The organism is Terriglobia bacterium, from assembly GCA_020072565.1.
Lineage (GTDB): Bacteria > Acidobacteriota > UBA6911 > UBA6911 > UBA6911 > JAFNAG01.
On sequence record JAIQGI010000054.1, the window covers coordinates 12,747 to 36,239 of the forward strand.

The 23,493-nt window shown below is 57.5% G+C and carries 27 protein-coding genes; 6 read left to right on the forward strand and 21 right to left on the reverse strand.

Annotated features, from left to right (window positions below; genetic code table 11):
• Positions 1-47: 47 nt before the first annotated feature.
• The 17 genes from LAP85_24305 to LAP85_24385 all read right to left on the reverse strand — a co-directional run bounded on the left by LAP85_24305 (position 48) and on the right by LAP85_24385 (position 14,734).
• The gene (locus LAP85_24305) at positions 48-1,415 is read right to left on the reverse strand and encodes a DUF4055 domain-containing protein (GenBank protein ID MBZ5499534.1); all 1,368 of its coding nucleotides are present in this window, start codon (positions 1,413-1,415) and stop codon (positions 48-50) included.
• A gap of 26 nt (positions 1,416-1,441) precedes the next feature.
• Positions 1,442-2,863, reverse strand: coding sequence for a terminase family protein (locus tag LAP85_24310; GenBank protein MBZ5499535.1), 1,422 nt, complete (start codon positions 2,861-2,863; stop codon positions 1,442-1,444).
• Positions 2,793-3,395 (reverse strand): hypothetical protein, encoded by a 603-nt coding sequence (locus tag LAP85_24315; GenBank protein MBZ5499536.1) that lies wholly within the window; start codon positions 3,393-3,395, stop codon positions 2,793-2,795. Before LAP85_24315 ends, LAP85_24310 begins: the two co-directional genes overlap by 71 nt.
• Before the next feature lie 257 nt (positions 3,396-3,652).
• Positions 3,653-3,790 carry a hypothetical protein gene (locus LAP85_24320; protein ID MBZ5499537.1) on the reverse strand — a complete coding sequence of 46 codons (138 nt, stop codon included), beginning with the start codon at positions 3,788-3,790 and terminating at the stop codon, positions 3,653-3,655.
• Positions 3,791-4,105: 315 nt separating this feature from the next.
• The gene (locus LAP85_24325) at positions 4,106-4,729 is read right to left on the reverse strand and encodes a hypothetical protein (protein MBZ5499538.1); all 624 of its coding nucleotides are present in this window, start codon (positions 4,727-4,729) and stop codon (positions 4,106-4,108) included.
• 123 nt (positions 4,730-4,852) lie between these two features.
• A complete protein-coding gene (locus tag LAP85_24330) occupies positions 4,853-5,245 on the reverse strand; it encodes a hypothetical protein (GenBank protein MBZ5499539.1) in 393 nt (130 codons plus the stop codon).
• 392 nt (positions 5,246-5,637) lie between these two features.
• Complete coding sequence (locus tag LAP85_24335; protein ID MBZ5499540.1) at positions 5,638-6,858, reverse strand: restriction endonuclease; 1,221 nt, start codon at positions 6,856-6,858, stop codon at positions 5,638-5,640.
• Between the two features lie 115 nt (positions 6,859-6,973).
• The gene (locus LAP85_24340) at positions 6,974-7,684 is read right to left on the reverse strand and encodes a restriction endonuclease (protein ID MBZ5499541.1); all 711 of its coding nucleotides are present in this window, start codon (positions 7,682-7,684) and stop codon (positions 6,974-6,976) included.
• Positions 7,685-7,942: 258 nt separating this feature from the next.
• Entirely contained in the window at positions 7,943-8,326 is a 384-nt protein-coding gene (locus LAP85_24345; GenBank protein MBZ5499542.1) for a hypothetical protein, read from the reverse strand.
• Between the two features lie 373 nt (positions 8,327-8,699).
• A complete protein-coding gene (locus tag LAP85_24350; protein MBZ5499543.1) occupies positions 8,700-9,029 on the reverse strand; it encodes a DUF4406 domain-containing protein in 330 nt (109 codons plus the stop codon).
• A gap of 239 nt (positions 9,030-9,268) precedes the next feature.
• The gene (locus tag LAP85_24355; GenBank protein MBZ5499544.1) at positions 9,269-9,595 is read right to left on the reverse strand and encodes a hypothetical protein; all 327 of its coding nucleotides are present in this window, start codon (positions 9,593-9,595) and stop codon (positions 9,269-9,271) included.
• 7 nt (positions 9,596-9,602) lie between these two features.
• Complete coding sequence (dnaN, locus tag LAP85_24360; GenBank protein ID MBZ5499545.1) at positions 9,603-10,715, reverse strand: DNA polymerase III subunit beta; 1,113 nt, start codon at positions 10,713-10,715, stop codon at positions 9,603-9,605.
• A 122-nt stretch (positions 10,716-10,837) separates the two neighbouring features.
• A complete protein-coding gene (locus LAP85_24365) occupies positions 10,838-11,077 on the reverse strand; it encodes a hypothetical protein (GenBank protein ID MBZ5499546.1) in 240 nt (79 codons plus the stop codon).
• Positions 11,078-11,193: 116 nt separating this feature from the next.
• A complete protein-coding gene (locus LAP85_24370; GenBank protein MBZ5499547.1) occupies positions 11,194-11,406 on the reverse strand; it encodes a hypothetical protein in 213 nt (70 codons plus the stop codon).
• Between the two features lie 561 nt (positions 11,407-11,967).
• Positions 11,968-12,384: a hypothetical protein gene (locus LAP85_24375; protein ID MBZ5499548.1), complete on the reverse strand. Its 417-nt coding sequence runs from the start codon at positions 12,382-12,384 to the stop codon at positions 11,968-11,970.
• A gap of 3 nt (positions 12,385-12,387) precedes the next feature.
• Complete coding sequence (locus LAP85_24380; protein ID MBZ5499549.1) at positions 12,388-13,302, reverse strand: ParB/Srx family N-terminal domain-containing protein; 915 nt, start codon at positions 13,300-13,302, stop codon at positions 12,388-12,390.
• A complete protein-coding gene (locus LAP85_24385) occupies positions 13,262-14,734 on the reverse strand; it encodes a hypothetical protein (protein MBZ5499550.1) in 1,473 nt (490 codons plus the stop codon). The genes LAP85_24380 and LAP85_24385 overlap by 41 nt, the downstream gene beginning before the upstream one ends.
• A gap of 126 nt (positions 14,735-14,860) precedes the next feature.
• On the opposite strand from LAP85_24385, the gene LAP85_24390 reads away from it, so the two are divergent.
• Complete coding sequence (locus LAP85_24390) at positions 14,861-15,601, forward strand: isoprenylcysteine carboxylmethyltransferase family protein (GenBank protein ID MBZ5499551.1); 741 nt, start codon at positions 14,861-14,863, stop codon at positions 15,599-15,601.
• Positions 15,602-15,686: 85 nt separating this feature from the next.
• Here the strand turns inward: LAP85_24390 and LAP85_24395 are convergent, their stop codons facing one another.
• The 4 genes from LAP85_24395 to LAP85_24410 all read right to left on the reverse strand — a co-directional run bounded on the left by LAP85_24395 (position 15,687) and on the right by LAP85_24410 (position 18,005).
• Positions 15,687-16,121: a DUF488 domain-containing protein gene (locus LAP85_24395; GenBank protein ID MBZ5499552.1), complete on the reverse strand. Its 435-nt coding sequence runs from the start codon at positions 16,119-16,121 to the stop codon at positions 15,687-15,689.
• A gap of 152 nt (positions 16,122-16,273) precedes the next feature.
• Entirely contained in the window at positions 16,274-16,699 is a 426-nt protein-coding gene (locus tag LAP85_24400) for a hypothetical protein (protein ID MBZ5499553.1), read from the reverse strand.
• Between the two features lie 78 nt (positions 16,700-16,777).
• The gene (locus LAP85_24405) at positions 16,778-17,101 is read right to left on the reverse strand and encodes a hypothetical protein (GenBank protein ID MBZ5499554.1); all 324 of its coding nucleotides are present in this window, start codon (positions 17,099-17,101) and stop codon (positions 16,778-16,780) included.
• 481 nt (positions 17,102-17,582) lie between these two features.
• Complete coding sequence (locus LAP85_24410) at positions 17,583-18,005, reverse strand: hypothetical protein (GenBank protein MBZ5499555.1); 423 nt, start codon at positions 18,003-18,005, stop codon at positions 17,583-17,585.
• Between the two features lie 428 nt (positions 18,006-18,433).
• Here LAP85_24410 and LAP85_24415 point away from each other — a divergent pair, with 428 nt between their 5' ends.
• The 5 genes from LAP85_24415 to LAP85_24435 all read left to right on the forward strand — a co-directional run.
• The gene (locus LAP85_24415) at positions 18,434-18,787 is read left to right on the forward strand and encodes a PadR family transcriptional regulator (GenBank protein MBZ5499556.1); all 354 of its coding nucleotides are present in this window, start codon (positions 18,434-18,436) and stop codon (positions 18,785-18,787) included.
• Positions 18,780-21,434 carry an ABC transporter permease gene (locus tag LAP85_24420; protein MBZ5499557.1) on the forward strand — a complete coding sequence of 885 codons (2,655 nt, stop codon included), beginning with the start codon at positions 18,780-18,782 and terminating at the stop codon, positions 21,432-21,434. Before LAP85_24415 ends, LAP85_24420 begins: the two co-directional genes overlap by 8 nt.
• Positions 21,435-21,486: 52 nt before the next feature.
• Entirely contained in the window at positions 21,487-21,921 is a 435-nt protein-coding gene (locus LAP85_24425; protein MBZ5499558.1) for a hypothetical protein, read from the forward strand.
• 289 nt (positions 21,922-22,210) lie between these two features.
• Positions 22,211-22,555, forward strand: a complete 345-nt coding sequence (locus LAP85_24430) for a PadR family transcriptional regulator (protein MBZ5499559.1) — start codon at positions 22,211-22,213, stop codon at positions 22,553-22,555.
• Between the two features lie 23 nt (positions 22,556-22,578).
• Positions 22,579-23,493: ABC transporter permease (locus LAP85_24435; GenBank protein MBZ5499560.1), on the forward strand; the 915-nt coding region annotated here is incomplete at its 3' end.

A 23,493-nucleotide genomic window follows, 5' to 3' on the forward strand; every position in this document is an offset into this window, starting at 1 on the left:
ATCCAGCCCCTTGTTCCAGCACGAATTGCCAAGTGGCTTCTTATTGTCTACAGTACGGTTCCCGCCTGGACTTCGGCTTGCTCCTGCTCAAAGTCCACACCGGGCCTCGTGAGCCCACTGCGCTCCATGTTGTGGTACAGGGTCGCTTTGGCAATCGCGCCGCCCTGCCAGACAGTAACAAGCTCGCGCAACATAGCCGGGTCCATCGTCTGTTCAAAGAACTCGGTGTTCAGCCGGACAGTCACGTCTCCCGACACGCCAGCCCAATCGGCAAACCATTGAAGCACGATCGTAAGCGCCAGACCGGCCGTGTTCGCAATTGTCGTCAGCGCAACCTGCTCGCCACCCAATCTGAGCCGTATTGCCTCGGCGGCTTCCGCCGCGCGCTTCGGATCTTCCAACAGCCGGGCGCCCAGCGCGGCCATCATCGCCTCTTTTTGCGAAAGAGCCTTCTCTAATGCCCCGAGACCCTGACCTGTGAATTCGAGGATGCCGGCCTTTGCATCCGTGCGGTCGGTAATCCACGCTGTCTGGCTGCCGATCCGTAGTTCCGTTCCCTCGGTTGGAAACCCAGCCACCCATACCGTTGGCAGTGCCGTGTAATGCCGTCCGTGCTCCAGATCCGCCGAGCTACGATAGTGGGACAGGTTCACGTCGACCAGGTCTTCGCTCGGCGACTTTTCTACATCCGGCAGGATTGTGTTCGGTCCAATGAAGCAAAATGGGACAAAATCCAGCGGCTGACCCTTCAGCTTGGGTACGCATTCCGCTACTGGAGACCAGGAATCTGGGTCGTTCTTGTCGATCTGCCGCCACACCCTGACCGTGTACGTATTGAGCGTATCGCCTTCAAGCGTAAGCACCCGATACTGCTCCACGTTTTTGATCTCGAATGGATCTTCTGGCTGAGGCTCTGCCTCTGATTCCCTCAGCACGACCATTGACAGGACTACGTCCCCCTGCCGGCGGGCAGTCTGCCAATTGACGATCTGTTCCGCCTTGAATGGAATCAGATACGGACGCCGCTCTGACGAATCCTCAGTGGGCATGTCAACCAGAATGCCATAGCGCCCGACCGTAAGGACTTCTTGAAGCGCCGTCTTCGCGAGCGCCTCAATCGGAATGCCGGTCAGAGTTACATCCTGGAGTTGCTGCTGAATCGTCTCCGGGACAGCGATCTGTGGGTCCTTCCGAAACACACAGCCCAGCCAGCCTTGAATCGTCCGGGCGGTCGCGTTGTAATACAGCGCCCGGTCCGTGTATGCATCGTAATCGTCGCTATTCTGGCCACCCAGCTTCGGAAGGTATGTCTCGCCCCTCGCCTTGACCGCCTCGCTGCCATCGAAAGCATCCCGGCATTTCTGCCACTTGCCTTCGTTCTCGGAATACTGCGGATGCTTCGTCGTAACGCCCATGGAATCGCGCCCCTCGAAAAAAGACCTCAGAATCCCGTGATTTTGCCAACCTTGATCGTTGCCTTGCGGTGCATCGCCCGATAGCGCGTCTCATCTGCGATGTGGTCTTCAGACTCGTCGTTGATGTCGTCAGGATCGCGCTCGTCCCTGGGCAATACCGGAACGGTGCGAATGAAATCTCGGCAAGTATCGAATACAAACATGCCCGGCGATTCCATCGGTCGATCCAGGCACGCTTTGAGCCGCTTTCTGAGTTCTTGCCAGCCCGGTTTGCGGCTGTTGTCCGTGCGATTGTCCCAGCGGATGCCAACTGCCGCCATGTCCTCGGCTACACAGTTGCCGTTCTCCTTGCTGAAGATTGATGGGTCAGCCGGCCCCGGTCGGATCGTATTGCCCTGCACCAGGGTTTTGAGAAGGATGCTTTCCCTTTCACGAATGCGCCGTGCAATCTCGGGCGCCGTCAGCTTCAAACCTTCGTTTGGATTCCCAGAGCAGCCGTAGTACTCGGAGATTCGAAACAGCGTTCCCCGAGGGTACACCTTTCCGTTCGGCGCTTGTGTGCCGTCGCTCTCGGCCCACCAGCCGACACTGAACGGTTTCGCGCTGCCCCAGTCAAACGAACGGTCAACATACCACGTCTTGGGAACCGTAAAAGGCTGGACCAAATGAACGTCTGGCCGCCAGAGGTCGTCCAACATTCCTCCGGCAACGATGTCCCAGATGCCCCAGCGCCAGGCTTTGAGCAGTGCCTCGTTTCCTGATACCGACTCCACAACTCGCTGCCAGTACTCCGGGTCTGCATCCAGCAGCTTCCGGTTGTCTTCGAGCAGTGCCGGGATATAGACGCGCTTTCTGATGGCAGTCGAGCCGTCAAGCAGTCTGATCTTCTGGACGTGCGGAACCATCGGCGGTGCCGGATCCACGTACCGTCCTTTCACCCAGGAATGCCCAGGTCCGCCCGGATTTCCCGTACACCGGAGCATCGTCTTGACGCCCTTCGCACTGCGAAGGGTCGCCTTGATCTTGTCGATCGCGTATGGGCTCGCCCAGTTCGTGACCTCATCGAACCCGGCCCACGTGTACGAATGGCCCTGGTATTCCTCGGCGTCAACGTCGCGCTCGAGATGCCTGAGCTTCAACTGTGCCTCATGCGGCCAGGTGAAAGTCGGCGGCGATGTCTTCCACGTCACCCCGAGCGGCAGGTATATCTCCTTCGCCCGTCGGATGATTTCTTCAAACTGCTTGTACCTTTTCCTGAAGAGGATGCCGTTTGCGGCTGACCCATGTTGGATCACGTGATTGAGCCAATCGCCCAGCAGGCTGTCTGTCTTGCCGCCCCCGCGTCCCCCGCCCAAGAAGACATCGGGAATCCTGCAGCTAATGAGCCAGGCTTGAGGCCCCGGCTGTGGCTCCCAAATCGTCACTTCTTTGATTGCGCCGGCGCTCATATTCCTCTTGGCTTCGCTTGGCCCACTCGTCGTCATCCTCAACAGGTGCCGGCAGCCTTACCACTTTCACCTCACCCGAATGATCCGCAGCCACGTTGTCCGTCGGCTCGCCCCTGGCCAAACGCTCGATCTTCACGCCAACCTCAAGCAACCGCGCAATCACGCTTGGCGTAATCTCAACGTCCTTCCTGACTTGGCCGGTCTGGTCAAGCAGGTTCTTTACTCCGCCCATCGCGATGTTTTGGAGCGTCACGCCTTCTTTGGCCTGGCGCTCCGCCATTTCGATGCGGGCTCTTTCCTGCGCAGCCTGCTTCAATCGCTGCATGTGGAGGTCGTACGCCTCGGCACGCTTCAGCCAATCCCATTTGGAACTGAGATCCCACATCATCCGGGCAGACCGCCCGACCTTCTCCGCGACTTTCTTGACCGACCGTTCCAATTGGTCCGTGTCTCGGTACAGGCAGAAGTACGAATACGCCCGCACCGACTCAAACGGCTGCCGCTCCCATTCCTCAATTTCGATCTTCGCCACGACACACCAACCGCTTTACTTCGTATGCGCTTCCTGCTGCGCTGCAACTATTTCCGCGACTACCTGTCTCGCTAGTCGATCAAACGCCTCGACGTATTGCTCGATTGTTTGGATGCGCTGTTTGATTTCGGGCAACCGCTTGATTGATTCGAGAAATGCGGTCGACAGAGCGTGAGAAGGAAGCGATTGAGAAATGTTGCCCTTAGGTGAACGATCGGGAAAACTCTGTTTATTGACAGGGGTGGGCCTTACAAGAGTTAGACGTCCTTTTTCTTTCGAGCATCTCCATGTCCCTCGTGCTCGCGGAGCGGCTCCTCACACTTGTGGATGATCGCGCCTGTCTCAGGGTCAGTCACAATCTCCTGGTAGAGATCCTTGCGGCGGTCAATACGCATGAGTCGCTCCACCCACTTCTTCGCGTCGCGAAAGTAGGACGCGCCGCTGAGCTGCTCTAAAAAGGGTTTGCGGCGACCAGCCTCCGTGGCCTTTAAGCCTAGCGAGCCTCGGGGTGTTACCGTTGCGGCAAGGCCCTGCTCGAACAGGCGCGAGGTCGACCCGCATGTTGGGCACGGAACGCGTGAGCTCGCTGGAGTCTGCGGCGACTCGCTCAGCGGTCTCTTGCACTGACCACAGCGCACGGTATCCACGGTGCCTCCGCAATGTCTAGCGCCATGCCGCTCAGCAGCTAGCGGCGCAAATGTCCCGCCGAATCAACCCGCCGCACCCGCGCCGCTCGCCGGCTGCGGCCTTTTAGTAAGGGGGCCTCTGCCGATCTTTTTGACTGACTTGCCTGCTTCCAGTCGTACCAGGCGTTCGACTCGCCTCACGAGATCCGAGACGTCACTCACTATGATCCGCACTTTCCTGATGCTTCTGCGAACTGGCGAGCTACGCAAGTCTGAAACAAACTTCGTGAGTAGTCGCTCCAACCGGCTGTATTTCCGAACCTGCTGCCCCCTCCTGCTGACGGTTAGGGCGACGATCATAGTCGCGTCATGAATCGGGTAAGACCTTCCCTGAACGTGGATTCTCCTCGCCAGTATCGTACCGAATATGTCGCCAAGTATAATCTTGGGTCGCACCGAAGATTCTTCTACCTCCACCACTACGAACACATTACCCTTCTTGAGGAGCACGATGTCCACTCCGGAGAGAGTCGCATCCGCGCCATACCGGCGACCCATATAAGAGGTGGGCTGGCAGACGTCAACATCCGTGGAATCGCCATGGTCATAACGCACATCGATGTCCCCATAGCGCCCAGGATTGTTGCGCAACCTTCCGCGCAGCGTCTCAGCAATCTGCCTCGTTTTCTCGCCTTGTCGCTGTGTCATGAAGTTTTCTCCGGCCCTGTGATTCCCGCTTCCAACGGCCTTGGCGCTCAGCCGCTAGCGGCGAGAGATTAATGTTCCGCCAAGCTGCCACCAGGCGGGCCGCTCGATGGCTGCCGCGCCGTGTTAGACGGCCCCGTGCTGCGATAACCGAACCAAGTGTTTCACGAATGACGATGTAAGTTCGATTACGAACTCAACTTCTTCTTCCACAACCGCATCGTCCTGCTTCACATACGTATTCTGATACTTCGTGTAATATTCGATCAGCTTTACAAACATATTGGTGAATTCCGGAGAACCACCCCGTGCCTTCACGAATTCTCCCACCGCCGGAATCTGGTTTTCCAGGGAGCGGCTATTGCCGAGTAGATCCTGAATGGCCTTTTCTAGCGACAAACGCAAGTCGTCGAGGACATTTCTTTGGAAGACTCCGTGTTTGTGTTTCGCCAACGCGTCATTGTAAAGTTCAAGCGCCCCTGGAAACGGATCGAGCCAGTGACGAGTCTGTTCGATCAATGCTTTATTTACTTCAGCTCCTATCGCGTCGGGAGCAAGATGGCTATACCGCGTGATTAGCAGCAGCTAAACTTTCTGTATGCCAGCCCGATTTCGCTGCGCGATCGTTGGGTGGTCGCACAGTTCTTTGATGATTTGGTAACGCTGAGGTTCTTGAAACGGCATTATGTTCTCAGCCAAAGCCGTCCTTATATTGACTGCTTCATACGGAAATGTCGGGTGAGGAATGTCGACAGCGTATTCAGTCGCGTACGCGCGACATGCCCTAACGATCTCTTGAGCACTCAGACCGCAGTTCGATCCACCCAAGACATCGGCGGCATGGTTAACAAATGTTGCTGATAGGGAGTTTGGCATAAACGCGATCTTTTTCTGGCCATGATAGAGTGCCGTCACACACGGTCGAACCTCACGTCTTCGAACGCCAACAAGAGCAATGAAGCTAGCGACTCGTTGCCCGCGACCAGTTCATGGATTTCCTTTTGGCTCAGTACTAGGATCGCGGTGCGATCCTGAAGATACTCCTTGCTGATCGCCAAGCATGCGCCGCTTCTCTTCGTTCTCGGTGTGGACCCTGAGATCCCTTTGCTCGAAACTAGCACGCCAGTCTTCACCGCAGCCGCTTGAAGGCGACCAGCCATTTCACGGACGGTCGGCGCGCGGACCTTCTTGCCCCAGTTCTTGCACTCGACAAGTAGATAGTCACCGACGGCCGCAATCGCCGCGTCATCATGGCCGTTTCTGACGAGGATGTCGTTCTGGGCGTCTGGTGCTTTGCTCGGGCCAAGAACCTCGAAACCTCGCTCTGCGGCAAACAGGTAGGTTATCAAGGCTTCGAGCGCATCCCCTTTCTGCTTGGCCGTTTGTCCGGGAGACCCAAGTCTGGCAGCCATACTTGCGGCAAGTCCCTTCAAGAAGAGGAGCGGGGCACGCGTGAACCGCCTCTTGTGAGGGAGCAGGGCGAGCCATATGGACTCTGGCTCAGCTGGAGACCAGGAACTAGCCGCGCACATTCGAGCTGCCTCACGACCAAGACCGTCGACGACGACGGCAGCCATCTGCTGACCGTTTACGAGCGAGTCCCTTGCAGGTAGATTCTGCCAAGTTGATGCGTCCGTGCGCACATCCTCGATCATCGCGAGGAGAAACCAATTGCGTGCCTCGTCATCGCGGCGTAGGGCTTGGCGCGAGCGCCCGATCCACCAAAGAACTGTGCCTTTCAGAAACCGAGTTGGCTGAGCAACTTGGGCGACCTCAGCTTCCCTTACGAACTGGTACCAGCGCAGGAAGACCTCTCCGGCCTCATTGGGGAATCCACTGTTCAGGAGAGTCACGCCGAACTTGAGCCACTTCTGTTCGTACTCCTGGAGGGTCGCAAGAAACGGCCCGGCTCGGAGTGCCGCAGCCGTGTGCACAGAGAACTCGGCGAGAAGTCCACCGAACCATCGAAACAGATCGGGCAACGACTGGAACAGGAAAGGGAATACTCGATTCTCCCATCGGACGGGCGCATGAAGGTAGAGGTGCACTATGTGGGAGAAACTGCCGTGGGCGTAAGAAGCGCCGGTGACGCGACATCGGCGCTGAATCGCTTGCGGAGCGGCTCTTGCCATGGTTGAGGTGTCCTTTGCCAACCTAACGGCATGCGCTTAAGCTGCGGCACCTCCTATTCTTGACGGGCGGCGCCATCGGCTGCAAGCGCTTATTAGACCGCACATGCTTCGAATTTCACATCCGAACGGGCTCCTGGCTGCGCAATTTCAGCAACCATTGACGAAGTTCATCTCCATTCTTGAGTTCTAGCCGATACGGCATAAAAGCATTGAGCCCGCTGTCCTTGTCAATTCCTGGCGCGAATCGGCTCGTTGTAGTAATCAAACCCTTTGAGACGTTGAATTCTGCCGAAAGAACGCCAAGCATCGAGCGCACCTCATCGGCAGTAACCACGTATCCCTGTCTGTAGGCCTTGATTTGGTCGATGATTCGCACTGAGCCCACCCCAGGTCTTGTCGCAATCACATCTCGGCCGCGGTCTCCACTCCGAGGCGTCAGGATAACTTCCGGCCATCCCGCGCGGGTATAGGCGCCGGCAATAATCTCCTCAAGCTTCCGCCAGGGGATCTTGAAAAGGAACTCAGGATCTCGCTCAAGTTGGCTGATGATTTCGAACCAGGGCACGGCCAAACCGGCAACCACTTGGCCTTCTTTGTGTCGATCGCCAAAAACTACAACAGTGGCCTGCACGAGAACTTCAGGGTATACGCTGACGGCTGGGGGATGCCCTTTGAGGTTGAGCTGACCTGTTGGAACCTCGATGACTACGGATGTTCCAGTCTGAGCAGGAAATGTCGCGATCCGACTACGCCAGTGCTCCACCAGACTTGGTGTTGCAGAGTCTTGTGGTAGCCAATCCATCTTTGTGCTGTCGTCTTCATCCATGAATAACCCGTTATGCGCCTCTTCGTCGGTCCAATTTTGAATTGCGCCGGTCTATATAAACGGATACACCGTCCGTGCATCACGGTGCCACTTTTGCGACTTTCTACCCAAATGTCTAATGATGAGTATCTTACCACGCTTTAGGCTCGCAGCGTATTTGGATACACCGCCATGCTGGTCTCGCCAATCGGTTAATGGCCGCGAGAATCGATCAATTGGCATGCCCTCTACGACGACATGCTTGCTGCGCTTGGCCGATCATGCAATCTTCTCGCTTCGACCGTGCTCGGCAATCATCTTGGCAATTCTTGGTGGTTCCCAGTTGTCAGGCTTCAGAATCTTGCCGTCCTTGCGTGTTCTGCCGCCTTCCTTCGACATGTTCGTGCGGTGAACCTCGTCAATGAACTGGTCGAGATTTTTGATTCCGAAGGTCAGCGCCGCGCCGTAACAGACATAGATCAGATCACACAGTCCATCGACCGCCTCAACAAGGTCGCCGCGCCGGATTGCCTCAATCGTTTCCATTGCCTCCTCTGCGATCAAGCTGGCCCGAAGGCCGCCCTCGCGGATCGCTGGAGTGTCGCCAATTGGCACGCCGAATTTCTCGTGAAACTCCCTTACCTGCTCCTGTACTTTGCTCACCAACAAACCTCGCTTGAAAGGCACCGTAGGAATCAGGATCCCTGGTTCGCCCGGATGCTTTCGTACACCGGCACTATTCCACCCAATTTCGCCTTTCGCGTCCTGGCCGCGTTCTCCGCATGGAGCTTCGCGTCATATGTCAGGTGACAACGCTGGCACCAAGCCCTCAGGTTTCCCCTGTCGCAGTTCTGCGTATTGTGATCGAGATGGGCTACTGTCAGAACAACCTTGCTTCCGGTTTCTGGATGCGGCTTCCCGTTCTCAGCCCGGCAGTTTGGATACCGCGGGCTCCCTTCGCATTGGTATCCCGCTCGCTCCAAGATCTCCTGGCGTATGGCTTTCCAGTTTGGCGGATATTTCCGGTAGTCGATTGTCATTCTTGCGCAGGGACGTTCGCTTGTTCGTAAATGATCTGCTTGCCGAGCTTCGTTGTAACGACATGCTCTTGGCGGGACCCCACGCTCTGTTGCCAGTTGGGTAGCATTACGATCACATCGGAACGCTTCACAAATTCCAAGTCTCCGTTTAGCCAGGTCTCATCCGGGCAGGCGCCACCAAGAAACGCAGTGTTCTTGTGCGGACAGATCACGGCATAACCGAGTTGCCAATATTTCAGGGCTACGCGCTCGGCTTGGCGAATGTTCTCCAATACGTAGAATTCCGACGGTGCTCTATACGGTCCCGCGATATATGCAATCTTCACGCGCTACTCCTCAAGCGGCCAGGGCTCGCATTTCCGTCTTGAGCCATTCCCGGATTTCCTTCAGGTCGAGCTTCACGATCTGGTTCGCCCGTCTTGCGAGCGCGTCGTAGCGCTCCTGGCCGATTTGCATCAGCTTCCAGATCTTATGTGCAGTTGGGTGATGGTCCAGATACCAGTGGCATTCCCAACAAAGAGGGGTGGCATTCTCAAAGTCGAAGCGCGTCGACTTGTTTCGCCTGCTATGGAAATGACTGCAATGAAGCCGGTCCCTGTCTCCGCTGAAGTCCCCACAGCATCGTGCGCATTTCCAGTTCGCCCGGGTCCGAACCAGGAGCGAAAATTCGCGGTCCAGCCTGTCGAGCCCTATTGACATTCGGCTTCCCTTCGTTGGGCGGCTTCGCTTCAAGCGAAACCTCGTGGGGCTCGGCCAGCGCCTCATGAAACTCCTGCTCGCAGACATCCCTGCCGTTCAGGTAGTAGTGCACTGGCCCTGGAACGTAGGTTATGGATCTTGCGTCCGGCTTGGTGTTCTCAACCATGTCGACTTCAGCCAGGACCTTGTGCATGGGACTCCTATCTCTTCATGGGCATCAGCACGTATCGGTACTCGAACTCAGACTCGCCCGCCGGCCTCAGTTCCGCCTGGGTTTCGCCGTCCTTCAACCCAACTGTCACGTTCGCCGACCCGCAGGCGCCCAGGAAGTCGAGAACGTATTTCGGGTTGAATCCGATCTCGAGCGCATCTCCCTCGTATTCCAGAGGAAGAATCTCGCAGGCTTCCCCGATCCCGACTGAACTTGCTGTAACCTTCAGAGTTCCGGCGTCGATTGCGAGCTTGATGCACCGAATGCGGTCGTCGGTCATGATGCCGGCCCGCTTCACTGCCTTCGCAACATCTGCCACGGGAACCGTGATCAGCTTGTCATTGGCCTCGGGGAGCACCATTTCGTAGTTCGGGAATCTCGCGGTGAGCGTCCGACTGATAAGCCGCTTGCCCTCGACCGCGAAGAACAGCTTGTTCTCGCTTGTCCCGAATCCAACGACTGGGTCGCCATCGCCGATCAGCCCCTGAAGCTCCGCGAGCGCCTTATACGGAATTAGGGCTCTGATCTCTGAATCGACTTGGGTGAGGTCTACGCTCCTGGTCACGATTGCCAGTCGATGACCATCAGTCGCCACCATTCGCATCTGGGTAGGCGTCAGAATCAGCAACGCACCCGACAGCGAATAAGCCGAATCCTCTCTGGGGACGGCAAACGTCGTGCGCTGAATCATCGCCCTGAGCGCCGCCCCGGGAAGCGCGACTATCGTGTCGCTCGGGAAATTCGGGATCTGCGGGAAGTGTTCGACAGGCAAGCCCGGCATCTTATATTCGGACTTCCCGGCCTTCAGTCCGACAAAATCGTTTTCGAGGAGCTTGATTCGGATCTCGGCGTCTTCCGGCTGAAGTCGCACAATGTCGAACAGGCGCTTCGCGGGGACGGTTGCCGCGCCTTCGTCCTCTGCCTGGACATCGCAACTTGCCTGGATCGAAACATCGAGGTCCGTGCCGGCAATAGTGAGTTTCTGGCCCTCGACACGTAGCAGAACATTCGCCAGGATCGGGATCGTGCTCCTTTGCTCGGTCACGCCCTTTGCCAGATCCAAGGGTTTTAAGATCTCGTTTCTCGAAACGATGAAGTCCATGTTGTCCCTCTTCACATCCTGGATTTTGTTCCAGGGTTCCCGGCGCCAAGCCTTGGCTGCTGGGTTCGCGCCGTTCTGTTACTGGGCCGTTTACCTTTTCGCCGCGCCGCATTGCACGTGGGCTAATTCAGGTCGGGCCGCTTGCTTCCGACTGGGGTGGGGAAAAGCCTACTTGCGGGACGAGCCAGGCGAGAATCTGCTGTGGCTGTTTCCATCGGCTTTGGCATTTGCCGCATCACGTTGCCGATCCCATTAAGTATCACCAGCGCAACACAGAGCATCCCGATCCCCAGGAACCAATTGTGCGCACCGAACGAGATCAGCACGCAACCGGCAATAAGCATCAGCAGATTCACGATCACAGTCCCTCTCCTCGTGACCCTGCTCGGCGGCCAGCAACACTCAAGGTAGTCGCCAGCCGCAGGCAGGGCCGTGTTTTCCAGGTCTTGAGCATCTCGCTCAGCACAGTCCCTGCGAACTACTCGTTTGTAAAGTCTTCGAGTTGCGCCAGCACGTGGAGCGTGTCGCCGTTCATCATCGAGATTTCCAGGATTGGAGGTTCGTCCGGGTCGGGGCGGATCTCCCGGATAGAGGAAACTTGGTCGCCGGCAATCAGCGCCTCGCGGATATGAGGATCTTCCGCGCCGTCGCCATAGTCGAAGTAGTGCACTCGGTAAAAAGTTCGATCCATAATCCTTCCCCTAGAATGGCAAAGGCCGCCATTTCTGACGGCCTCGTTACTGTTTCTACTCTTGGCAGATTAGCTCATGAGGGAACTGAAGCCGCATCAGTTCCCGTGCATCAGCAACGCTCGTACCTCGGGTGCGATGGCCCTGCGGTTAAGCTCGCGCCCCAGTTGTGGGTCAGTTCGAATTCTCATGCTGTTGACTTTGGCTCGATAGTGGACATACTGGAGGCGTCATTCCTGAGCGGCCAAAAGCTCATCTGCGAAAGGTGTCAGCCGATCATGAAAACTTCGTACTTCTGTGTTAAGTGCAAGATGGCGGGATGCGGCTACATTCCATTGCTTGAGTTCAACCCTGAGTTACACCTTAAACTGCGGGATCTGCAAGCATTTAAGGCCGTCCACGCAAAGTGTGGATTGGAGTTCATCTATGAGCCCGAGGACGTGGACCGGAAAGACTTAGACCACGTTCCAGATTTCACGCCCAATCCTGCCTTAGTGGCAGTTTTAGTGCCAAGAACCTCAAACTGACGCACTACCCCCACCAGGCGCCTTCCCTTTTTGTCATTATGGGGATGCTAGGATTGCTGTCTCGCCGGACTCGTTTTCCGGCAGTTCCGGCGCGTCCTCAGCTGGCGGGTCCACATCGGCTCCTGACAGATATTCGGCGAACGCGAACTCCAGGGATTGCCATAAATTTGTGTCGCTGATGTCGCCGTTGAGCTTCATCAGGTTTATGGCCTGCTCGATCATCTCGCCAACGGCCTCGGGCACTTTCGCTGTCTTGAAGATCCTGCGCAGGGGAATCCAGTCTTCCTGTCCCTCTCTCGGAAAACGCTTTCGCCGCGGCTTTGCCGCATTCGGATTCCCCCGTCCAAGGATCTCTCTTGCAAGGGCCCGGTCCTTTGGACAGAACATCTTCAGAATTGCCTCGTGGTCCGAGCAGTCATCCGTCACCTCGACCGTCAACGTCTCCTCATGCAACTGTCACCTCCCGGATAAATGATCAGCGGCCCAGAGTTCAATTGCTTGCCAACGATTTTTGGCGCCAACGTTCCCGTCAGCCTCCATTTTGTCCACTGCCTCCTGGATGACCTTGGCCGCGGCTTCCGGTACGGAATCGCCATCGAAAATGGTCGCAAGGGGCACCCAGTTCTCGCCGGCTTCCGCCTGCCCTCGCTTCACGAGGTAGAAATGGACGATGTCCAGGAGCCGCGCCATGATTGCCGCGGCGTTCACGACCTGATGCAAGCTGGAGATCTTCTGGGCGGCATCCTTGAAGCGGTCGAAATCCGCTTTGTCCGCGATGTAGATGTGGGCGTCGGACGAGAGCAGTTCGAGCACTTCCTTGAATCGCTGAAAATCGCGGTCCACAAACAGGATGTTCACCAGTTCGTAGTCGATGTCGAACATCACCGGGTCGGCCTTGACGTCCACGTTCGGGATTTCGATGTCCAGGTCCGTCAGCCCGCTCTCGATCTTGGCGTTGATATCGTCGATCTCTTGATAAAGTTGCGCCAGGATCTGCTTGTCGTCATACCCGTTCAACGAGTTGTGCGCCAGCTGTTTGGCAACTACATCCGACCTTTTCAGCGGCGTCTGATCGTTCAAGACATAAATTTCCGTCAGGCCGGCTTTCCTGCTCGCCCTCGTGCGATGATGGCCGCTCAGGATCATAAACTCCGAGTTTGGGTCCTCCGGGCTCGGGTTGCAGGTAAACGGCAGCGATTCCAGCCGACCGCTCTGCTTGATGTTCTGCGCCAGCCGCTCAAATTTCTCGGGTGCCATGATCCTGGCGTTCTTGTCTTGCTCGCGCAGACAATCGAGGTGAACCCGCCAGATCGAAAGCCCGCTCTCGAGGTCACAGACTTTCTGCCGTTTCGATAGGTTTGGATGCGCCATATTTCGCCTTGAACTCCTCCAGGTACGCCCGCAGCGCCTCCTGAAACGACTGGTCCCGGAACTCACACTCGTAGCGGATCTTGTATAGCCCGTTCGATTCCTTTTCCCGGCTGACGAGCTTGAGCAATCCGCTGTTCAGCTTCACGTGCCGGTATTTCGCCAGGCAGGTCGTCTTCAGGCCGGTCAGCGTGTAGAAGCGGTTGGCCTTCGAGAGGTCCCGCCGCAACACCGCGCCCATATCCCGGCAGGTGATGAGACACATCAGCAGGCGGTTGATGTTCGGATAGCGCCGCGAAGGAGCCGAGAATCCAAAGGTCTCCTCGATCTTGTCCGACTTCAGGCGGAGCAGGTTTGAGGCGTGAAATCCGACCGTGCCAAACACCTTGCTGTCAATCAGGATCAGGTAATACCGCTCCGACTTGGTCACGCCCAGGCGGTGAGCCCACAGCTCCCGGTAGTACAGAGCCTGTGGCATCTCGACCGGAACGAACCGCACGATGCTCTCGGGATAAAGCTCGTCGTCAGGTCCCCAGATGCGCAGGTTCTTGTAAGGCTTTAACTCCTTGTCGTTCGTCCACGCAATCGTGCCCTTGATGTCCAGGCCGTCGAGCAGTTCGGGCTTGGTCAGGAGCCAGAAATCAAAGCGGTCTTTCTTGTACCGCTTTGCGAACACGCAGTCGGCGCCAAGCCCGTCCAGGGAATACCCAAACTTCCCCCAAAAGGTAGGGAACGGATACTGCTTGGTCTGGGCGTACAGCCGCAGGTATTCCTCTTTCATGTCGAACTGGGCGATGCCGGGATCCCATTTGACGATTTGCTCAATGGGGCCGAACATCTTGTTGTACCCGCCCTTGTACGCCGGCGGGTTCACCAGGAGGATTGTTTTGTCTGTGTGCGGCCGGGCGATCACATCGCGTAGGTCGGCCACTTCATAGGACATCCCCTGATAGGTCGCGGCTGCCTTGCGCAGTACGTCCTCCAGGCCGGCGACGTATCTTTCCCGGTTTGCCAGAAGCTCATCATGGACCACGCGCTCGTAATAAAGGTGCGTCCGCAATTGCCTGAGCTTGATCAGCCAGAGCAGGTAGGCGGCTTTCTTAAAATCGTCCTCAAGTGCCTCATAGCGTTCCCGGACGGGCTCGACTCTGGAGCCCACTGTCGCTGATTCCACGATTTCAAATCCCAGCGACTCCAAAGGGCGGCCTGAGTAAAGGCATCCCAGCATCGACGAGAACACGGAGATGTCGCTCGTCTCGATGGCTTTCGCCGGGAAGCCGGCTTCGATGGCGCATTTGGGAAGCGTGAATTGCCCGGCCGCGACAACACCGATCCGGTCGAATCCCTTTGCGCGGAGATGCCGCAGGGCTGCGATAATGAACTTCCGCTGCTCTGGCGGAGTGACGCCCAGGAATACTTTGTCGAGTTGCTGCATGGTTCGCCGCTGAGGGGATATTATTTCGTTAGTAGACCCGGTGTCTGCGCAAGCGATATGCTAAGATCGCGTTTCTTGTAGGCGGATCAGCTCTTGTCGCCTCAGACCAGGGGGTGAATGCCTTTTATGCCTACTCAAGAAGAAACTGCTGTTCAACCACTCAACAAGGATTCCTCGTTCGACAATAAGAGCAGCATTGTCCGGCGTGCGCGCATCAAGACGGCCATTGGGGATGCCGTCCTGGGAATCGTTTTGTTCGGTGCGGCGGGAGATCTGGTCTGGCTGCAGGGGTGGGCTTACATGGCGGTTCTCCTTGCCAGCACTATCTTGTCGTTATTCGGTCCGTTTCAGATCGACGCAGGCCTGATGCAGGAGCGAATGTCGAAAAAGCCGGACGCAAAACAGTGGGATTGGTTTTTCGTCGCCCTGGTGGGTATTCTGACCTTCGCCGAACTGATTGTCCCCGCATTCGATCATCGCTGGGGATGGACACACCAGCTACGCCCTTGGATGAGCTGGCTCGGCCTCGCCATGGTGGCCTTAGGAACCCTGATCCTAATCTGGAGCATGCGTGTCAATCGCTTCTTCTCAGCCGTCATTCGAATTCAGAGTGACCGCGGACACCACGTCATATCGACAGGGCCGTACCGCAAGGTCCGCCATCCTGGCTACGCGGGTTGGGGCGTACGCACCTTGGGAGTCCCGCTGCTGCTCGGATCCCTTTGGGCTTTTATCCCCGCGAGCCTGTTCGTCGCTTCCTTTGTTATCAGGACGAGTCTTGAGGATCGGATCCTCCAGGCAGAATTGCCGGGTTACTCGGAGTATGCGTCAACTGTGAGAGCCAAGCTTCTGCCGGGAATTTGGTAGGCCGGAGGCCCGCACCGCTCTGTGCCAGAACACGCATCAAGAAATGCCGCGGTCCCCTTCGACGCCACGGCCCCTTGCGTGGAGACTACAACAGACGCAACTGCGGCTTCTTCTTCGTTTGTGCACCCGGTTGCTTCGCCGCCCAGGTCGGACTCAGCGGCATCGCATGATACGCAGGCACCTCGCTTCGCTGAAAGCCCATCTCGCTGATTTCGATCCCAAGCGCGGCTTCCAACCATTCGGCGACCAGGCGCCGATGACACTTGTGCCAGTGCGGGGCAGGGTTCTCCCAGCAGAGCAGAATCGCGTCCATGCCGAGATCTTCGAACACCTTCCGCGGATCCAGCTTTGAGAGCAGTTCGGAGTACATCCGATCGAATCCCTCATCACCAGCCCGCAGCATCTCGCGCGTCGGCCTCAGCGGCTCGTAGACCTTGCCGTCGTAAAACCTGGGCAGGCCCCGCGAGATCGCCCACGCATCCGGATTTCCTTTCGTTCTGAAGAAATTGCTTGTCAGCATCCTTTCGCCCGTTAGAGTTGGCTGAGGGGCGAGGTCTCGAACCGTCGATTTCCGGGTTTAAGGCCCAGCGTCCTGCCTGTTAGACGACCCCTCAAAATAGATGGACATGAACCTTTCATGGTGTCAACTATACATCAGGTGACAATGCATTGTCAATCGCAATGCAACGGACGACGCGGTTGCCTCTCTATGCTTTTGCCGCGCAGCCTTCGAATGCTGTCCTCGCTTGGTGCTGCGAGCCCCGATAGGTCTGAGCCGAGCGTGGTCAGTATTCGGTTTGGACGGCCGCTGTCTCTCGATGGGCCGCCTTCGCCGCATCTCGCCGGGTTGATCGCGCGAGCCGAAGGCACCGGCTTGAACTCAGGACCGCACTTCCATAGGTCCATCAGCGATGCAGCCAGGTCCGTAATCTGGTAGAGCCGTTGAGGCCTGTTCCAGACAATGGCCTTGATCAGTTCGCCGCTGCCCTGGTCTCGTACGGCCGTCCGGGCCAGCTTGTCGAATACCTGGTCCGTGATGAAGATGCGCTCGCCTTTCGGATTCAGGATTTCGCCGTAAAACCGATGTTTTGGACGCATAGCTCCGCCTTATGGCTCTCCGGGATTTTTGCGACTCCGGGGATGTCGTACTGTTTGGAATTGGAAAAGGTAAATTGTTTAAGTGCGTGCCTTGCGGATCTTCCTTTCGATCACCGCCTCAATCCTGGCGAGCTGGCCGCGCTCAAGGCCGTAGTACTCCGTGATTTCCTGGCGCGGCCACTCATCCATGAGGGCGCCGATGATCTCCCGCTCGTCTGGGGTCAACTCGGCGCCCTCTACAAGTCGCTTTCTCGCAGCGTCGCGCTCGCTTAACATGTCAAAGGTCTGGCCGTTCGTATCCGCCCAATCGCCAAACCACCGTGCGAGTATCTGCCGGCGATTGACCTGCCAAGCCGTGAGCTTTTCCGCCTCGACTACTAAATCTTCTCTGGGCGGGACCATTTCCGGATGGTTATGTAACCATTGCTCTGCCTCCGTTCGTTCTTGTTCGTTTCTGAACCTGTATCCACGAGATTCCAGGAAACCCATGTTGCCTTTATGGCCTCACAATGTCAGCCGCAAGCGATGCAGCTCTCGGAGATCGACACATCCATTGCGCCGGCACTCTGGATCGGATCGGATGATGCTGAGGTGAGGCGTTCCAGCCTTCCATTATGTCGTCGGCTACGAAACGCAATCCTCGGCTCACGTCATCGCTGTCTCGAAGAAATGCCTCATAACCTGGCCTGCACCGAACGCAGTGACCCGCCACCGACCAGTTGCGTGCGCGACTTCCTCCCCTGGGCACCTTCAAGGTCGCCCTGTGTGGCCTGCCGCATCCCAGGCATTTCGTCACCGCCAATTGATTGGCCATTGAATGTTTCGTTTCCCTCCCATCGGTACAAATTGCGGCTCGACTTACAACGCATTGATTTCGCATTGTTTATGCCTCCCGAACCCGCAATCCAATCTTTTTGGCCGCTGATTTCGCCGCCCTGATCACGGCAAAGGGAGTCATGTTTAGCGTCGATGCGATCTCCTTCTGCTTGGCGCCAAGAGCCGACAGTGCCAGCACCCACGCTTGCAGCGGCGTCAGGTCGGCCTCGATCACGGCCTTTCTCAGCAATTGGTCCACAAGCGTGTTTCTGGGCTCCTCGCCTAGGTGCAGGTCGATTTCAACCTGGTCGGACATCAGTGCCCTGAGTTGCCATTCTTCGGGAATGCCGAGATAGATAATCGGATCGCCGTTGATTTTGAGGCCGGCATCCATGCTTGGAATCTCGTGGGCGTGCCTCTTAAACCATTGTTCGGCTTGAACTTTTTCCTGCTCGCTGCTGAAGACGTAGCCTTCCATCGGATCGGACATCAAAACTCCTTCCGGTAACGGTCGGCCTGGTTTTTGGGGATTTAACCCTGTGGGAAGGGAAAAAGACACACCATGACCGACCACGTTAAACGTTTGGGTTGTGGTCGGGCACGGTTTGTTCCGGTGGCCCGAGATCCCGGCGAGGGCCGGGGTCGGTTGCACTGTCCTCTTGGAACCGTTGCGGTTCACGAATGCGAGGAGGGCGCCTTGGTGCTGCTGATTTACTGCCCAGATCATCGCGCGGTTCGTTCCGGTGGCTCCGATCCTGGGTTAAAGCGGACGCACTGTACTCCTAGCCTCAATGCATTGTCAACATCATTTTTCGATGAATCTTTATGATGGATTTCCTGATTGCAGCCTATCCATGACGCAGTGGCCCGTTCTAAATATTGCTTGACTCCAAATCTATGGCCGCTTAACATGTGGCCATGCCACCTATCAACATTACGATATTTGACCGCGAATTAAAGAAGGGGAGCGCCGAGCTTTTGATCCTCTCGTTAATCGAGGGCCGGCCTCGGCACGGCTATGAGATCTGCAAACTCATCGAGCACCGCTCAGGCGGAACGGTGCGCTTTTATGTGGCTTCCCTCTATCCCCTGCTCTATCGGCTGGAGAAGCGCGGCTGGATCAAGGGCCGCTGGGTTGAGAAGGCCGGACAGCGCCGGCGCCGGTTCTACCGCCTGACGGTTGAGGGGCGAGTAGTTCTCGCGGCTCAGCGGCGGGGCTGGAAGGCTTTTGTCGACGCAATCAATCGCATCACGGAGGCCGAGCATGCCTGACTGGAAAGGAGAAATCACTGAGCGGCTCGCGGGCCTGAAAGTTGATCCCGTCCGCGAGGCTGAGATCTGCGAGGAACTGGCTCAACACCTCGAGGATCGATATCAGGAACTGTTGCATGGCGGTAAGACGCACGAAGAAGCTTATCAGGCGATCCAGGCCGAGTGGGGCCAGGGCGGGAAGCTCATGGACGAGCTCAGGAAAATCGAGCATATTGCCAAGCATGAGCCAATCGCTTGGGGCGCCCAGATGGGACGGAATGTGCTCAGCGCTTTCGTCTTCGATTTTCGATCTGCGGTTCGCTCGTTGGCGCGGTCACGCTGGTTTGCCGTAGGTGCGGCACTTACTTTCGCACTCGGCATCGGAGTCAATGTGGCTGTGTTCTCGGCCGTCGACCGCGTGCTTTTTCGATCTCTGCCTTACGACCATCCGGATCAAATCTACGAAATGGGCGAATATGAGGCGGGTTCGGACAGAAGCTACGGCACGATGCCCGCCTCCTGGGTGATCGAGTCCCGCCGTCTGTCGAGCGTCGACGACATATGCGTTGCCGGATTCACGAGCAGCAGTTACTCGATGTCGAGCGATCCCGCGGATGACAGCGCGATTCGTCTGACGGACGCATCGTTCAACACTCTGGCCGTTTTGGGTGTCCGGCCTTTCATGGGCAGGGATTTCACTCAAGAGGATGTTCGAGAGAAGCGGGCATGCGCCCTCATCAGTTACAGCCTGTGGCGAGGGAGGTTTAACGGCGCTCCCGACATTGTGGGCCGTAGATTGTGGCAGTCGGCCTCGCACCCCGTGGATATTATCGGCGTTCTTCCCGCTGCGTTCATTTCTGCCTCCTACTTTTTCGATCCTGCATCCGATGGTCTTGCGCTTACGTCCGACACTCTCGACGCTGCAAAATTTGGAGAGCGGTTCTATCGATCCTACGTGCGACTCAAGTCCGGCGTATCGCTGTCCGTCGCCCAGGCCCAGATCAATGCCGTCGTGGAGCGTCTGGGTCCAGAAGAATCCCGCGCGCCGAAAATGGTCGTGCGGCTGGTGCCTCTGAAAACAGCCTTGTTCGGCAGGTACGCATCCTACTTGTGGCTGGTCGTGGCCGCCGCCGGGCTCGTACTCCTCGTGGCCTGCGCGAACCTGGCAAGCCTGCTTCTCGTACGCGGCCGGTCACGTGAGCATCAGGCGGCGGTGCGGCTGGCTCTCGGCGCCTCGACGTTTCGCCTCATGCAGACAGCATGGATCGAAAGCCTGATCCTGTCATGCATAGGCACGTTCATTGGCCTTCTGGTTCTTGCCTGGACCGGCAAGGGGATGCAGGCGCTGCTGCCGGCGGTCTTCAGCCGATTCTCATCCCCGGCATACGACGGGCGCGTGATCGTCCTCTCGATTCTCGCTGCATCTTTTTCGGCGCTGTTCGCGGGCATTCTGCCATGCCTCCGATTATCGAGGATCGACATATTGGCCTCTCTGCAGCAACTTGCAGGCCGTGGCAGGACGGGACGGTTGCGCGGCGGCCGAAGCCTGCTCGTCGTGGAAGCAGCGGTCAGCATCGCACTTGTGGCGGGAGCAACAATGGCAGCGCGCAGCTTGATGGGCCTGACGAGCAACAATTTGGGATTCAAACCTGATGGTCTTTACAATGTCGGAGTCCGGCTTCCGCAGACGCAGGATTCTCACGTATATTACCAGCGAAACCTGGCAGTGCTGGACGAGTTGCGGCGTATCCGCGGCGTTCAGTCGGCAGGAGCCGCATTCGTATCGCCTATCAGTGCCGGGGCTCCAGCCGGCAGGTTGGGAGCCGGCACAACAAAGGCCTCTCGCTGGCAAATAACGGATGGTTTTATTGAAGCGATGGGCATGCGTCTCGTGTCCGGGAGAACCTTCACGTCCGCCGACCTGTCCCAACCTGAGAGTGTCGGAATTCTGAGCGAGATGGGACTCCAGCTGGTGTGGCCAGACCTCCGGCCGGCCGAAGCGGTCGGCCGGATGTTGGAATCCACGGGTGAGGTGCCTCGCCGCATCATCGGCATTGTATCCGACGTGCGTTCGGCATATGCCAGCCTTCCGTTGCCCTCGTTCTACGTGCCTGTAACCCCCCGGCTTCCCGGCAGGGACTTTGCAGCAAGATTGCAGAACGGCTCTGTGTTATCCGCAGCTGAACTCCGCGACAGAATTCAAGCACGGGTTGCGCCGCCGTTGTCGATTAGAATCACCTACGAACCCGACTTACTGAGCAGGAGCCTGCTCAACCAGAAGTTCATCACCATGTTGTTTTCCGCGTTCGGCATTGTGGCATTGATTCTCGCTGCGGTCGGCCTCTATGCCGTGGCGTCCTTCGAGGTAGCGCTGCGGCGCTCGGAGATGGGCCTGCGTATGTCGCTCGGCGCAACTCCCGGCAACGTCCAGCGTCTCGTGATCCGCGAAGCTCTCGGCCCTGTCGTCATTGGCCTCGGGGTGGGCATCATCGGAACCTATTGGGCGTCAAAGTTCGCACAATCATGGTGGTACAAGATCGACTCGCGTGATCCTGTCACCTACCTGCTCGCAGCCACGGTGCTGATCGCGGCGACTGCTCTGGCGGCTTGGCTCCCGGCGCGTCGCGCTTCAAGGATCGATCCCATGGCCGCGCTGCGCTGCGAGTAAGCTTGCATCCGATCACAGTCCGGCAGAAGGGATGCCGGCGATGGAGGAAATCATGTTGGGCCGAATGGTAGTGCTCATGATGAGTTGGATCGTTGCCTCTGGAAACGCCATTCAAGCGCCGCCTACGCCGACATTCTTTGTCGGTACATGGACGAACGCTTCAGAACGCTCCGGGGGACCGGCGTCCTTCACTGTTGTTTATCGGGACGACAAGACGTTTATAACGATACGTCCGCAGGCTGAGTCAGAGTTTACTCTGCCGGAGTTGGAAGCAACTGCCTATCGCCTGATATCGACCGGTTCTGGTCCCCTCCAAAATCTGGAGCCCAGCGCACTCGTGGCATACACGGAACAAATACTTTACGTCTTCAAACGGACCGACGCCGGCAAGGTCGTCCTGGAGATATTCACAAAGCCCGGGCCTGGGAGAGGAGGGCTTGGACGGGGACCCTACTACTCTTCCGAGCCATACGACAAGAGCAAGTAGCTCATCCGACGCAAAGCGCAGTACCTGCTGCGGATTCACAATTCGGAGGTGATTTCCACCTTCTTCGGTGATGACCTCGTTGAAGATTGCCGTCTTCGGCCACCAGAACCGTCCGAGCCACGCGAGTCAATCCTACTGAAGCATTGCGCTACGAATAAGGCCTTGCAGATGCCCGTGGATGGGCACTTACTATTACTGTTGACATTCAACATGAACAAGCTATACTTGTGTTGGACTTCAACATGAGCTTGTCAAACAACAGATCCGACTTCAAGTGATCTGAGATCGGATGGAGGCTGCCGTGCCGGCCAAGACGGATATCCTTCAGGGAACTCTCGACCTCATGATTCTGAAGACCCTCAAGACGCTGGGCCCGATCCACGGCTTTGGCATCGCGCGCCGGATCGAGCAGGTCTCGGAAGATGCGCTTCAAATGAACCAGGGAACCCTCTATCCCGCGCTCGTGCGCCTCGAGCAACGTGGTTGGATCGCCTCGAAATGGGGAATCTCAGATAACAATCGTCGGGCCAGGTTTTACTCATTGACTGGGGCAGGCCGGCGGCGACTGAAGACAGAGACGGAGAACTGGCTGCGCAGCTCCGCAATCATGGCGAAGTTTATCGAGGTGCAATAGGCCGGATTCAGGTGGAGGGAGCGATGAGTCGGCTTCGAGCGGTTATTTCCCGTGCACTTGACATGTTTCGGATGGGAAGCCAGGAAAGACGCCTGAAGGAAGAACTTCAGAGCCATCTCGACATGCTTATTGAAGACTATGAACGCTGCGGCCGAACGCCTGCGGAAGCCTCCAGGGAGGCCCGCCTCCGCCTGGGCGGCATCGATCAGACGAAGGAAGCAGTGCGCGACGCGCTTGGGATTCGAATGGTTCGTGACCTCCTTCAGGACGTGCACTATGCGTTCCGGGGATTTCGGCGCTCACCTTGGTTCTCTGCCGGCGTCGTCCTCACCCTCGCCCTGGGAATCGGGGCCAACGGCGCCGTTTTCAGCATCCTGCAAGCCGTACTCCTCCAGCCACTGCCATACCGCGATCCGGATCGCCTCGTCATGGTGTGGCGCGCCCCGAAGCAGGCGCCTGCCGGTGAGCAGAACCAGATGCTTTGGGGATCGGGTTGGCAGCGGGGAATTCTCACGCGTGAGATGGTGTTCGACTGGCGAGAGGAATCCGCCAGCGTGTTCGATGGCTTCGCGGGCAACTCGGGAGCCCAGTTCGATCTCACGCTCGGCGACCGGGCAGAGCGGCTGCGCGGGGCGCTCGTCACGCCCAACTTTTTTGATGTGCTGGGCGTCAAGGCCGTGGCAGGGCGGTTGTTTGCAGCGACCGACGAGACGAGCGCTGAGCCACTGCTCGTGCTGAGCGATCGCCTGTGGCGCCGCGCCTTCGGCGCCGACCCGGGAATTGTCGGCCGGCGCATCACGCTCGTGGGAGACACTCGACCCCGCCGGCCGCGGACGTTCGCGGTGATTGGCGTTCTGCCACCGGCATTTCGATTCACCTATCCCGACGAAACCGAGGCGTGGGTTCTGGAGCCGTGGCGTGATCTGGCGCGCCAACCG

Excerpts from the sequence above, each read along its gene's own strand:
- LAP85_24340 (MBZ5499541.1), bottom strand. The coding sequence starts at position 7,684 with ATGGATGAAGACGACAGCACAAAGATGGATTGGCTACCACAAGACTCT.
- LAP85_24305 (MBZ5499534.1), bottom strand. The coding sequence starts at position 1,415 with ATGGGCGTTACGACGAAGCATCCGCAGTATTCCGAGAACGAAGGCAAG.
- LAP85_24400 (MBZ5499553.1), bottom strand. The coding sequence starts at position 16,699 with ATGCGTCCAAAACATCGGTTTTACGGCGAAATCCTGAATCCGAAAGGC.
- LAP85_24385 (MBZ5499550.1), bottom strand. The coding sequence starts at position 14,734 with ATGCAGCAACTCGACAAAGTATTCCTGGGCGTCACTCCGCCAGAGCAG.
- LAP85_24370 (MBZ5499547.1), bottom strand. The coding sequence starts at position 11,406 with ATGGATCGAACTTTTTACCGAGTGCACTACTTCGACTATGGCGACGGC.
- LAP85_24325 (MBZ5499538.1), bottom strand. The coding sequence starts at position 4,729 with ATGACACAGCGACAAGGCGAGAAAACGAGGCAGATTGCTGAGACGCTG.
- LAP85_24395 (MBZ5499552.1), bottom strand. The coding sequence starts at position 16,121 with ATGCTGACAAGCAATTTCTTCAGAACGAAAGGAAATCCGGATGCGTGG.
- LAP85_24320 (MBZ5499537.1), bottom strand. The coding sequence starts at position 3,790 with ATGCGTATTGACCGCCGCAAGGATCTCTACCAGGAGATTGTGACTGAC.
- LAP85_24420 (MBZ5499557.1), top strand. The coding sequence starts at position 18,780 with ATGCCTGACTGGAAAGGAGAAATCACTGAGCGGCTCGCGGGCCTGAAA.
- LAP85_24390 (MBZ5499551.1), top strand. The coding sequence starts at position 14,861 with ATGCCTACTCAAGAAGAAACTGCTGTTCAACCACTCAACAAGGATTCC.
- LAP85_24335 (MBZ5499540.1), bottom strand. The coding sequence starts at position 6,858 with ATGGCAAGAGCCGCTCCGCAAGCGATTCAGCGCCGATGTCGCGTCACC.
- LAP85_24355 (MBZ5499544.1), bottom strand. The coding sequence starts at position 9,595 with ATGCACAAGGTCCTGGCTGAAGTCGACATGGTTGAGAACACCAAGCCG.
- LAP85_24410 (MBZ5499555.1), bottom strand. The coding sequence starts at position 18,005 with ATGTCCGATCCGATGGAAGGCTACGTCTTCAGCAGCGAGCAGGAAAAA.
- LAP85_24310 (MBZ5499535.1), bottom strand. The coding sequence starts at position 2,863 with ATGAGCGCCGGCGCAATCAAAGAAGTGACGATTTGGGAGCCACAGCCG.
- LAP85_24415 (MBZ5499556.1), top strand. The coding sequence starts at position 18,434 with ATGCCACCTATCAACATTACGATATTTGACCGCGAATTAAAGAAGGGG.
- dnaN (MBZ5499545.1), bottom strand. The coding sequence starts at position 10,715 with ATGGACTTCATCGTTTCGAGAAACGAGATCTTAAAACCCTTGGATCTG.
- LAP85_24380 (MBZ5499549.1), bottom strand. The coding sequence starts at position 13,302 with ATGGCGCATCCAAACCTATCGAAACGGCAGAAAGTCTGTGACCTCGAG.
- LAP85_24405 (MBZ5499554.1), bottom strand. The coding sequence starts at position 17,101 with ATGGTCCCGCCCAGAGAAGATTTAGTAGTCGAGGCGGAAAAGCTCACG.
- LAP85_24425 (MBZ5499558.1), top strand. The coding sequence starts at position 21,487 with ATGTTGGGCCGAATGGTAGTGCTCATGATGAGTTGGATCGTTGCCTCT.
- LAP85_24430 (MBZ5499559.1), top strand. The coding sequence starts at position 22,211 with ATGGAGGCTGCCGTGCCGGCCAAGACGGATATCCTTCAGGGAACTCTC.